The organism is Streptomyces sp. NPDC048106, from assembly GCF_040706415.1.
Classification (GTDB): domain Bacteria; phylum Actinomycetota; class Actinomycetes; order Streptomycetales; family Streptomycetaceae; genus Streptomyces.
Genome location: NZ_JBEZND010000039.1, coordinates 33,952 through 46,280, shown reverse-complemented (window position 1 = coordinate 46,280; position 12,329 = coordinate 33,952). Strand labels below are relative to the sequence as shown.

Annotated in this window: 7 protein-coding genes and 1 pseudogene; 6 read left to right on the top strand and 2 right to left on the bottom strand. The window is 70.4% G+C overall.

The window, feature by feature from the left end; genetic code table 11:
- Positions 1-95: 95 nt before the first annotated feature.
- Positions 96-329 (top strand): annotated as a pseudogene (locus AB0927_RS31205) (DUF6232 family protein); the annotation flags it as partial.
- A 478-nt stretch (positions 330-807) separates the two neighbouring features.
- On the opposite strand, the gene AB0927_RS31200 reads toward AB0927_RS31205, so the two are convergent.
- On the bottom strand, positions 808-1,740 hold the full coding sequence (locus AB0927_RS31200) for an alpha/beta hydrolase (RefSeq protein ID WP_366671126.1): 933 nt from the start codon (positions 1,738-1,740) through the stop codon (positions 808-810).
- 218 nt (positions 1,741-1,958) lie between these two features.
- Between AB0927_RS31200 and AB0927_RS31195 the strand changes: the two genes are divergently transcribed.
- From AB0927_RS31195 to AB0927_RS31180, 4 genes are all read left to right on the top strand, one after another.
- On the top strand, positions 1,959-2,549 hold the full coding sequence (locus AB0927_RS31195; protein WP_366671125.1) for a TetR/AcrR family transcriptional regulator: 591 nt from the start codon (positions 1,959-1,961) through the stop codon (positions 2,547-2,549).
- 120 nt (positions 2,550-2,669) lie between these two features.
- Positions 2,670-3,137 carry a hypothetical protein gene (locus tag AB0927_RS31190; RefSeq protein ID WP_366671124.1) on the top strand — a complete coding sequence of 156 codons (468 nt, stop codon included), beginning with the start codon at positions 2,670-2,672 and terminating at the stop codon, positions 3,135-3,137.
- Positions 3,138-3,313: 176 nt separating this feature from the next.
- Complete coding sequence (locus tag AB0927_RS31185; RefSeq protein WP_366671123.1) at positions 3,314-5,023, top strand: hypothetical protein; 1,710 nt, start codon at positions 3,314-3,316, stop codon at positions 5,021-5,023.
- Positions 5,024-5,256: 233 nt separating this feature from the next.
- Positions 5,257-7,011, top strand: coding sequence for a cholesterol oxidase substrate-binding domain-containing protein (locus AB0927_RS31180; RefSeq protein ID WP_366671122.1), 1,755 nt, complete (start codon positions 5,257-5,259; stop codon positions 7,009-7,011).
- Between the two features lie 33 nt (positions 7,012-7,044).
- On the opposite strand, the gene AB0927_RS31175 is transcribed toward AB0927_RS31180, so the two are convergent.
- Complete coding sequence (locus tag AB0927_RS31175; protein WP_366671121.1) at positions 7,045-8,013, bottom strand: helix-turn-helix domain-containing protein; 969 nt, start codon at positions 8,011-8,013, stop codon at positions 7,045-7,047.
- 236 nt (positions 8,014-8,249) lie between these two features.
- Here AB0927_RS31175 and AB0927_RS31170 point away from each other — a divergent pair, with 236 nt between their 5' ends.
- Positions 8,250-12,176, top strand: a complete 3,927-nt coding sequence (locus AB0927_RS31170; RefSeq protein ID WP_366671154.1) for a carboxypeptidase regulatory-like domain-containing protein — start codon at positions 8,250-8,252, stop codon at positions 12,174-12,176.
- Positions 12,177-12,329 lie beyond the last annotated feature (153 nt).

Below are 12,329 nucleotides of genomic sequence, written 5' to 3'. Positions count from 1 at the left end.
CCTTTTCACGGGGGACTTGTGGAGACGAAGGGGACCTGGGGCCGCCGTCGATACCGTCGGCGCCGCCGCCCGAAGGGAAGAGCGTCGACCTGCGGGTGAGCAAGCGGCTGCTCTGGCTGGGGGAGGCCGCGTATCCACTGCAGAACATCGTGAGGGTCTACACCGCCGAGTTCAGGCCCAAGCGCTGGAGGGCTTTCTCGTACTGCGTGCTCGGGAGTGCCATCGCGTTGTGGGTCGCGAACGTGGAGCCGGAGCTGCGGGGCATCAGCCTCGTCGTGGTGGTCGCGCTCTTCGCATGGTTCGTGAAGGTGCTGACCTCGCCAAGCAAGTACGCGCTGGCCATCGACACGTCCGGCGCCGCGAGCGCGCTGGTGACATTGCCGGACCGGGGGAAAAGCTCCGGGGGCTCGTCGGCGCCATCGTGGAGGCCGTCGAGAACCCGGAGAAGGAACTCCACACGTGGGTGGAGAGCGTCCACTTCAGCCACAGTGAGTACCACTACGGCGACAAGGTCAACATGTACGGCGGCCTGGGCAACAGGGGAATCCTGAAGAAGTGAGCGGTGCCACCGTCCCCTTGTACGGCGCGCCTGGCTGAGCGTCTGTGACGGGTCGTGCCCCAAGAGCTGGGCGGGGGAGCAGACGAACGGGATCTTGATGCTGCACCGCAGGTTGGTGCGCCCGCAAGACGCTGCGCGGCCGGAGCAAACAGGAGTTGTTCACACAGCCGCGGCCATAGCCGCCCAGCGAGCCCGCGACCAGCCTGGCTATCCCAACCACAAGTACTCACACTTGCTTCCGCCGAGTCTCAATCGTCTTCGGTGATGAAGCCGGTCAGCGCGGCAGCGACGGCGTCGGGCTGTTCGTCGGGGATGAAGTGTCCTGCGTCCGGCACGACGATCCCGGTGACGTGGTCGGCCCACGGCCTGATGGAAGCTGCCATGTCGGGGATGGAGCCGTGGCTGCTGGAGATCCCGAGAACCGGGACCGTCAGGCGCTGATGCTCCAGCGCTTCGTGGTTCTTCCGCGCCGACACGGCGGCGTCCCGGTAGTAGGCCAGGGATGCACGGAGGCCGCCTTCGGCGGCCACGGACGCGGCGTATTGCTCGATTTCGGCGTCGTCGAAGGTGTCGGAGGAGAGGGTCTTGACCTTCAGGAACCAGCCGACGTACTCCCGTTCGCGGCCGGCGAGCAGTGCCTCGGGCAGGTCGGGCACGAGGTGGAAGGCGAAGTGCCAGGTCTTCCACGCCAGCTCGGGGTCGGTCGGAATGGCGTCAGGGAGTGTGATGCCCGGGATGCCGGCGTCGAGCAGTGCCAGGCCACGCAACTGGCTCTGGTACTTCAAGGCGAGGGAGAAGGCGACCCACGCGCCGATGTCGTGGGCGACCAGCCAGTATGTCGGGACTCCGAGCGCCTCGACCGCGGCATGGACGTGCGCGGCGACCGTGTGCGTGTCGTAGCTGACGTCCGGGCGTTCGGAGTGGCCCTGGCCCGGCAGGTCAATCGCGATGACGTGGAATCGGTCGGCCAGGTTCGGCATCACCTTGCGCCATGCCCACCAGGTCTGCGGGAACCCGGCCAGCAGCACGACGGCCGGACCGTCCGGCCGGCCGCCCTCAACCGCGTGAAGCCGGATGCCGCCCGCGTCGACCCAACGGTGGGTGAATCCGGCCAGGTCGGGCAGCGGCAGGTCGCGGACCGGGTTGCCGGAGCCGCGGGGGGTGCTTGCTGGGGCGTTCATGATTCTCCTCCACTGGTGTGAGGTGTGCGGACGGTCTGCTGAAGGTGCTGCCCGGTGTGCCGGCGCGCAGCAACGCAGGAGCCGGCGGAGAGAACAACCCGTCGACGCCCGAGGACGCCACGACGAGCACGCCTTCACCCTAACCCATCTTGAACTGATCAGTTCAAGATGGGATGATGGTCTCCCCTGAGAAGGCAGAGCACGAGGGAGGTGCCGGCATGGCAGGCAAGAAGCAGTTCGACATCGCCACGGCGCTCGACGCCGCGATGATCCAGTTCTGGCGGGCCGGCTACGCGGACACGTCGGTGGACGACCTGTCCCGGGCGACCGGGCTCAACCGCAGCTCCATCTACTACTCCCTCGGCGACAAGGACACGCTCTTCATGCGCTGCCTGGAGCGCTACACCACGCGCTACGGAGACAAGTACGACGCCGCGTTGTCCTGCGCCGCCGACCGGCCCCTGGCGGCCGCGCGGGCGTTCTTCGACGTCACCCTGGAACGCATCGCGGACCCCGGTCTGCCCGACGGATGCCTGGTGGCCCAAACTGTCATGGCGACCCCAGTGCTGAGCGCGAGCGTCGCGGCGCGTGCCCGGGAGGCGATCGGTTTCCAGCACACCCGGCTGCACGCCGCGCTGAAGGCCGGCCGACTGCACGACGAGGCGGCCGAGTCCTTCGCGACCCACCTCGCGGCCGTGAACCAGTCCCTCGCCGTCATGAGCAGAGCCGGAACGAGCATGGAGCGGCTGCGCGCCGTCGTCGACGTGACCCTCGACGCACTTGCGCAGACTCTCGGCGCGAGCGACTGAGATTTCCTCCGGCGAAGCGGACTTCGCCGTCTGCGTACGCTTTGGCGCCCGGCCCGCTTTCGTCCCCGGTCCGGCAGGGTACCGTCTGATTCGTCGTCAGTGACGGTTCCGGGGGTGCGGATGACGGGCATAGAGATCGCGGTCGGGTACATGTTCGCCTGGCTGGTCCGCAAGGCGAAGCGGGTAGCGGGGCGGGCCGATGGGGAGGTCGACCGCACGCTCGACGGCGCGATGGACCAACTCCACGAATTGGTCAGCCGCAAGCTCGGCGAGGACCCCGCACTGCACCGACTCGCCGAGGAGGCACGGGCGGGACAGGACGGTCCCAGCGTCCGTACCCGGCAACGGGTGCAGCTTGCGTTGGAGGACGCCGCGGAGCAGGATCCCGGCTTCGGCGAGGCCCTGAACCGGGCGGTCGAGCGGATGCAGAGCGTGAGTCGCCCATCCAGCGGATTGTCAGCAGGCGATGGCGGGGCGGCCGTCGGCGGGAACGTGGACATCCGCTCCGACCACGGCTCCGCCGCGGCCTGGAACATGGGGGATGTGAGCCTGGGAAACCCTCCGCAGCCGGGGGCGCCCCAGGGCTGACCGCACCCGGAGCCACCCCCCGGCCCGTCGGCGCGACCAGCACCAGCGTCTCCGCCGATCACAACGGCGTCGCCGCCGGCCGTATCGAGCGATTCATCCAGATCTTTCCCGGATACCGGGAAAGTGCACTGGACACCCCCCGGCCTGTCGGTTCGTGGACTGCGCAGCAACTCGGCGTGCACCCCGCCATCCACGGCGCCAACCCGCACGACGGCGACAGCGCGTTCGTGCTCCCGGAGTACCTCGAACGTGACCACGACCGGCGGCTGCGCAACCACCTGGCCAAGGCGGCCGCCGAGGGGCAGCCGACGCTGGTGGTGGTGCGCGGAGAGTCCTGTGTGGGCAAGACCCGTACCGCTTTCGACGCCGTCCGCGCTTGCCTGGACGACTGGCAGTTGGTCTTCCCGAAGACTGCCAAGAGGCTCCTGGCCCTGCTCGACGCCGATGCCCTCGCCCCGCGCACCGTCCTGTGGCTCAACGAAGCCCAGAACTACCTCACCGGTACCGATGGAGAGGCGGCGGCCGCCGCGCTGCACAGCCGAGTGGAAACCCCCGGACCGGTCGTGATCATCTGCACGCTGTGGCCCGAGTACCACCGGAGCCTGACCGCCACCGCCACCCCGCAGCCCGACAGGGACACACACCGCCACGCCCGCGCCCTGCTCGGCCAGGCGAAACTGGTAGACGTCCCGGCATTCTTCACCGCCCAGGCCCTCACGGACCCTCGTGTGAGCCGCGACCGCTCGTTGGCCACGGCCGCGCGCGCCAGCACTGGCGGAAGGATCACCCAGACGCTCGCGGTCGGCCCCCAACTCGTCGACCACTACGAGCACGCCGCCGGCCCCCAAGGCACATACGGCAAAGCCATCATCACGGCGGCCATGGACGCCCGCCGCCTCGGTCACACTTCCCCCCTGCCGTCCGCGCTTCTGCGGGCCGCCGCCCCCGGCTACCTCACCGCGGATCAGCGGGCTGCGGCTCCCGGCACCTGGTTCGCCGACGCCCTCGAATACGCGCGGACCAAAGTCAAGGGCGTAGCCGCGGCCTTGGAACCCGTCGCCAACCCGGACGGCATGGGCGCCCTCCCGGACGTGTACCGCCTCGCCGGTTATCTCGACCACCACGCCCGCGAGACTCGTCATTACGCCTTCCCGCCGGGGTCCTTCTGGACCGCCGTCAGGGATCACGCCGCCGGCGTGGAAGACCTGCGCCGCTGTGCGGTGTCGGCCCGGTACAGAAGTCGTTACCGCATCGCGGCGGACCTGTACCAGCGGGGGGCCCACGCCGGAGACGTCGCGGCGCTGCGGGAACTCGCAGAACTGCGCGAGCAGGCCGGGGACATCCGAAGTGCGGAACGTCTGTACGGGCAGGCCGCTGACGCCGGTGATACGCAAGCGATGAGGACGCTGGCAAAACTGCGCGAGCGGGCAGGGGACACCGACGGCGCACGCCGGCTTTACCGACGGGCCCTCGGTGTCTGGGCTCTGCAGGAGCTGACAGAGCGGCGCGAGCGGTCTGGTGACTCCCATGGCGCACAACGGTTCGCGCAGCAGGCCGCCGACGCCGGATACACGGGGCCCATGGAGGCACTGACGCGGATACACGAACTGGCCAGGGACCTGCGTGCGCCATGGACGCCCGAGCCGGCTGCCGAGACCTTCGTCGTGACGAATCCCCGAGCACTGGAGGAACGGGCGGAGCGGCTGGAACGGGCCGGGGACACCCATGGCGCACAACAGCTGTACCGCGGAGCCGTGGATGCCGGACACCTCACGGCTCTCCAGGGACTGGCACGGATGCGTGAGCAGGCCGGAGACGCGGAAGGCGCGGAGCACTTGAGGCGATTCGGGCTGGAGGCTGACGGCTCCCCGGCCCAACCGTGGTAGGAGGACGCAAACGATACGGTCCAGCGCGTTCGACGGAGGCCGGCGCCTGCCCTATCGACCAGCTGGAGGAGCACACACGGCTGAGCCCCCCAGCAGGCCGTCGGTCAGCGGCGAGGAGATAGCGGGACAGGACGCGGAAGCGGTACGTCCGGCAGCGCTGACGGACCATCACCTCATAGGCTGGCATCGGCACGCCAGACGTCCGCTGCCAAGTGCGCCCTGAGGGTGATTCCATGACTGACGACGCATACCCCCCGGACACGAGCACCTCCTCGCCCGAGCCCGACACGAACCCCGCGTCCCCTTCCCGCAGACGGTTCCTGGCCGGTGCCGCCGCGCTGGCCGCCACCATCGGCATCGTCAGACCCGACCCGGCGGTGGCCGCCGCTCAACTCCCGGACTTCCCGCCCGACGTCGAGCTGTATCGCACGGTGTACCGCAACTGGGCCGACGAGATCACCGCCGAGGGCCTGTGGGCCTGCGCACCGGCCGACCCGGACCAGGTGGTCGAAGTCGTCAACTGGGCCTGGCGGCAAGGCTGGACCGTCCGCGCGCGGGGATCCTCGCACGGCTGGTCACCGCTGACGATCACGGACCACACGCCGTCGGACGCACCGGTCCTCCTCGTCGACACCGCCGGGCACCTCACCGACGTGACCGTGGCGTCCACCGAGCCCGCCACCGTGCGGGCCGGCACCGGCATCACCATGGAAGCGCTGCTCGCCCGACTGGAGGAGCAAGACCTCGGCTTCACCGCCGTACCCGCCACCGGTGACATCACGCTCGGCGGCGCGCTCGCCATCGACGCCCACGGAACCGCGGTCCCCGCCCTCGGCGAGCAGCCGGCTCCCGGGCACACCTACGGATCCCTCTCCAACGTGATCGTCTCGCTGACCGCGGTGGTCTGGGACGAGAACAGCGGCGAGTACACCCTGCGTACGTTCGACCGCGACGAGACCGAGTGCGCCGCGCTCCTCGCCCATCTCGGGCGCTCCCTGGTCACCGAGGTCGTGCTCCGGGTGGGCGCCAACCAGCGGCTGCGCTGCGTCAGCCGTACCGACATCCCGGCCTCCGAACTGTTCGCTGCGCCGGGCAGCGGAGGACGGACGCTCGCGAGTTTCCTGGACGCCTCCGGGCGGGCCGAGGCGGTCTGGTTCGCGTTCACCGACCGTCCGTGGCTGAAGACGTGGACCCTGTCCCCGACCAGACCGCCGGGATCGCGCCAGGTGACGCAGCCCTACAACTACCCCTTCTCCGACAACATCCCGCAGACCGTGGCGGATCTCGTCGACCGCGTCATCGCCGACGCCGCCTGGTACCTGGCACCGCTCCTCGGCGCCGCGGAGTACACCGCGACGAACCTCGGACTCGCCGCCACCGCCTCCGCGGACATCTGGGGCACGTCCAAGAACACCCTGCTGTACCTCAGACCGACCACGCTGCGCTTCACGACGGCCGGCTTCACGGTACTCACCACCAGGTCCCAAGTGCAGCTGGTCGTACATGAGTTCACCAGCCACTACAGCGAGCTGCTCAACACGTACGCCGCCCGCGGGCAGTTCCCGGTGAACGGCCAGTTCGACGTCCGCGTCACCGGCCTCGACCGTCCCGCCGACACCGGCCTGCCCGGCGCGCAGGCCCCGCTGCTGTCCGCGCTCCGGCCCAGCGACGATCACCCCGAGTGGGACACGGCCGTGTGGATGGACGTCACGACCCTGCCGGGCACACCGCACGCGGAGGCGTTCCTGCGGGAGTTGGAACAGTTCCTCTTCCAGAGGTACGCCGGGGACACCGCCCTGACCAGGGTGGAGTGGTCCAAGGGCTGGGCGTACACCGACACCGCCGCCTGGAGCGACGATCAGGTCATCGGCACGGAACTGCCCGCGGCCTTCGGCGACACGGTGTGGGAGACGGCCGCCGGCGACCTCAACCAGCTCGACCCGCACCGGGTGTTCCACAACACCTTCCTGGACCGGTTGCTCCCCTGACCCGCCTCCACCGCGCAGAACACCGGACGGGGGTCAGATCCAACCGCGGCGTACGGCTTCCATCCCGGCCTGGAATCGGGTCTCGGCCCCCGTCTCCGCCATCATCTTGTGGATGTGGCGGTGGACCGTCCGCACACTCCAGCCGAGCGTCCGGGCGATCGTCTCGTCGGTGGCCCCGGTCGCGAGCAGGCTCAGGAGCTCACCGGCGACGGCGGGTCGATCGGCCTCGCCGTCGGCCCGCTTGAGCCGGTTGAAGGAGACCGCCCGATCCCAGATCGCCTCGAAGAGCTCGCTGAAGGCGTCGAGCATGGACGACGGCCGCACGAGGTAGGCCGCGTCGGCCACCGCTCGCCGTGAGATCGGGATCAACGCGAGCTGGTCGTCGCAGAGCACCATCTTCATCGGCACACGCCCGGAGACCCGCGCGCGCTCGCCGTGCTGGATGCGCCGCCAGACGTCGTCGAGGCGGCCCGGAATCTCCAGGGCCGACGGGTGGTAGACGACGCGGTACACCAGGCAGCGCTCCTCGGCCTGGCTGAACTGCTCGGGATTGCCGGCCACCGGGTGGTCGAGATAGGGCGGCATGTCGAGCGCCCGGATCTGGTGTTTCGCGGTGCGCTGGAGCCGTATGACGGCGTTCTGGACGTTGACCGCACCGTCGACGATCTCGATCAGCGAGGCGGGATCGGGCGCGTCCCGGTCGAGCGCCGCCTGCTCGGTCGCGAGTTGCTGCGCGTGGGCCCACAACTGCATCAGTTCCCGCTGGCGTTCCGAGATGAGCGAGCTCGCCGCGACATCCGGAGGCACGGCGACGTACTGGACAGGGCTGACGGGCAACCTGGTGGCCAGCCCGCGCTCGACCAGCCGCCCCAGAATCCGGGTCGTCTGGGTCCGCGACAACGCGATATCGGCCGCGAGGGTCTCGGCCTCGCTCCTGCCTCGCCGCACCAGGGCCTCGTACGCCAGTGCGTCGACGCCGGAGATGCCCACCGCCTCCCACATGGTGACCCCTCATCATCAATGCACGTCAGAAAGCTGACAGGTGACAGGAACCCGCACCCGGAAAAGATTGTCGGCCGAGTCTACCGTCTGACAGGATCCCGCCAATCCCCGTGACGTGACAGATAACTGACACATGGTGGGATCCGAGATAGGAGCCCTTGCACATGCGTTCACCGACTCGACGACGCAGAAGGACGACACACCCGTCGCTCCGCTCGTCGACAGCGGCTCTGGTGATGCTCATCACAGCCGCGACCGCGGTGGTCCTGCCGACCACCGCCCACGCGGCCGACGGCACCGCGGCCGAAGCGGCCGTGCCTGCGGCCGCCACCGCACCACCACCGCCCGCCCACGCGGCGGCACGGCCCACACCTGGCAAGTACGCCGTGCCGGCGGGCTGCAACGTCGGCCACGACACCGGTCAGGGTGACGACGGCAACGGCACCTCGCACGCACGCTGCTTCGCCGACGGTCTGGCCGACGCGAAGGGCCGGCTCGTGCAGCAGGACGACGAGCCGCTGCCGACCTCGCTCGGGCCCGCCGACATCAAGCAGGCGTACGACCTGCCGTCGGGCGGCGACGGCCGCACCGTCGCCATCGTCGACGCGTTCGGCTACGGCAGCGCGGAGTCCGACCTGGCCGTCTTCCGCGCCCACTACGGCCTTCCCGCCTGTACGACGGAGAACGGCTGCTTCACCAAGGTCGACCAGCGCGGCGGCACGGACTACCCCACCGAGGACCCCGGCTGGTCCATCGAGACCGCGCTCGACCTCGACGCCGTCTCCGCGGCCTGCCCCGGCTGCCACATCCTTCTGGTGCAGGCGGACAACAACGGTTCGCCGAACCTGGGGCAGGGGGTGGACACCGCGGCCCGCCTGGGCGCCGCGGCCATCTCGAACTCGTACGGCGTGGACGGTGAGTTCCCGTACGAGTCGTACTACGACCACTACTACGACCACCCGGGCATAGCCGTCACGGTCTCGACCGGCGACTCCGGCCACGTACAGAGCTATCCCGCGACCGCCCCCGACGTCATAGCCGTCGGCGGTACGACCCTGAACAAGGATTCGTCCTCGCCGCGCGGGTGGACCGAGACCGCCTGGGCGAGCGGGGGCAGCGGCTGCTCGCTGTACGAGCCCGCGCCCGGCTTCCAGCAGGACATCGCGACCGGGTGCCACGGCAACCGGGCGACCGCCGACGTCGCCGCCGACGCCGACTCGGAAAGCGGTCTCGCCGTCTACAACACCCTCGGCCAGGACGGCTGGGCGCAGTGGGGCGGCACCTCCCTGGCCTCGCCGCTGGTCGCCGCGATGTACGCACTCGCCGGCCCGGCGGTGCCCGGCACCTACCCGGCGAGCTACGTCTACCGCGAGAAGGCCTCGCTCCACGACGTGACCGACGGCACCAACGACAACTGCGGCGACAACTCGTGCACCGCCGGTCCCGGCTGGGACGGCCCGACCGGCGTCGGAACGCCGAACGGCGTCTCCGCGCTCACGCTCGGCCCGTCCGCCGACGTCACGGGCAAGGTCACCGCGGACCACAAGGCGCTCCCCGGCGCCACGGTCACCCTCACGGGCCCCGACGGCTACGCCTTCCACGGCGTCACCGACTCACACGGCCGCTACGACGTCGCGGTCGCGGCGGGCACCTACCGGATGACGGTTTCCGATTTCGGGTACGACGGCGGCACTCTCGACGGGGTGACCGTCAAGGCGGGCGACAGCGTCACTCGCACCGCCGATCTCAGGAAACTGGCGACCCGCACCGTGAGCGGCACCGTTCACGACGCCTCGGGGCAGGGCTGGCCGGTCTACGCCAAGATCACCGTGAAGGGCGACCCGAACGGCACCGCCTTCACCGACCCCTTCACCGGGCGGTACAGCCTGCGACTGCCGGTGGGGACGTCGTACACGCTGAGCGCGGCGCCGGTCGACATGCCCGGCTACCACACCGCGACGGCCACGGTCGACCTCGGCTCCGGCTCCGGCACGATCACCCACGACATCGGGCTCGGCGTCGACCCCTCGACCTGCACCGCCGCCGGCTACGGCTACACCTACGGCGGCGCCGGCACCGACTTCGAGGGCTGGTCGGCCGAACGGGACGGCTGGTCGGTCACCGACGACGCCGGCAACGGCAAGACGTGGGTCTTCGACGACCCCGGTCAGAAGGGCAACCTGACCGGAGGGAGCGGCCAGTTCGCGATCGTCGACGACTGGTACCACCCGGCCGCCCACGACACCAGCCTGGTGACCCCCAAGCTGGACTTCACCCACCAGACGCAGCCGCGGATCGGCTTCGACACCTACTACTTCAACCCCGGTTTCGGCACCCAGGCCGGCTACGTCGAGCTCAGCCTCGACGGCGGCGCCACCTGGCAGAAGGTCTGGACGGCGCCGGACACGACGGTCCAGGGCCAGATCTCGGTGCCCGTCCCGCAGGCGGCCGGGAAGTCGGACGTAAAGGTCCGCTTCCGGTTCGTCGGGGACTACGACAACTACTGGGAGATCGACAACGTCTTCGCCGGGTCGCGCTCGTGCGACCCGGTGGCAGGCGGCCTCGTCGCCGGCCAGGTCACGGACGCGAACACCGGTGGTCCGCTGACGGGCGCCGAGGTCTCGATGCCGGGCGGCACTCCCGCCGTCACCCGGACCACGAAGGACGACCCGGCGCTCGGAGACGGCTTCTACTGGCTCTTCGCTCCCGGTACCGACGGCCGGTCGACGACCGCGGCCGGTCGCCACTACACCACTGCCACGGCCAAGGTCACCCCCCGAGCCCACGCGGTCGTCGACCAGGACTGGGCGCTGCGGGCCGGGCAGGTGACGGCCGGACCGGCATCGATCTCGGTGCGCTCCGGCAACGGCTCCTCGAAGACCTCGCAGACGAACACCCTGACGCTGACCAACACCGGCACCGGCCCGGCGACGGTGAACATCGTGGAGCAGGACCGCGGCTTCACCCCTCAGGGCGGTAAACACCAGGACACATCGCCCGGAGCGCCGCTGAAGCACACCAAGGTCAAGGCGTCCTCGCGCCCCTTCGGTCCCGGCCACGTGACCGACGCCGGAGCGCTGCCGCCGAAGGACGCCTCGGTGAACCCGGCGTGGTCGGACCTGCCGGACTACCCCACGCCGATCATGGACAACGTCGTGGCGGAGCACGACGGGACCGTCTACTCGGTGAGCGGCTTCGCCGACTCGGGAATCACGGCCGACGGAGCCGCGTACGACCCGTCCGCCGGGAAGTGGCGAGCGATCGCCCCCATGCCGCAAGCACGCGAGAACGCCATGGGCGGGTTCGTCAACGGGAAGCTGTACGTCACCGGCGGCTGGGACGCCCAGGGCGACCCGACGTCGACGACGTACGTCTACGACCCGGCCAAGAACTCCTGGTCCCACGTGGCGGACATGCCGGCACCGGCGACGGACGCGGCCGCGGCCGTCGTGGGCGGCCGCCTCTACGTCGTCGGGGGCTGCTCCACCTTCGTCTGCGACACCGGGTCGTCCGTCTACCGGTACGACCCGCGCACGGACGCCTGGACGCGCCTGGCCGACTACCCGCAGGACGAGGTGCTGCTCGGCTGCGCGGCGTCGGGCGACGGTCTGGTCTGCGCCGGCGGCATCGGGCCGGTGACGAACGACCCGACCGGCGCGACGTACCAGTACGCCGCCGGGTCCGACACCTGGAAGCGCCTGACCGACATGCCGGTCCCCACCTGGGGGATGGGCTATGCGGGCGCCGGAGGGAAGCTGCAGATGGTCGGCGGCGTCGCCACCTACGACGCCACCAACCGGGCGGAGGAGTTCGACCCCGCCACGGGTGTGTGGTCGGCACTGCCCAACGCGACGTACGCGCTCTTCCGCGGCGGCGCGGCCTGCGGTCTGACACGCGTCGGCGGCGGGCTCTCCTCCGCCATGGCGGCGCCGTACGCCGAGGCACTGCCGGGGCAGGACGCGTGCGCCACCGGCTCGGACGTCGGATGGCTCTCGACGTCCCGGACCCGGATCACCGTCCCGGCCGGCAAGACCGTGACCGTCCAGGTGCGCACGGACGCCTCCGCGACGTCCACCCCGGGCACGAACCAGGCCCGGCTGGCGTTCGTCACTGACACGCCGTACACCATCCCGCCGGTGAACGTGGCACTCACGACCCGGTGAGATGAACCCAGCGGTGCCGTGTCGGCCGGGGCCACCCGCCGACACGGCACCGCTGTTTCGCGCCCGCGTGCCCCAGTTCGGACCAGTCGTGCAGTAGCGGAACAGGGCAGGGCCGCCGCGAGGAAAGAGGCCGCCCCGCAGAGCTGGCTAGCG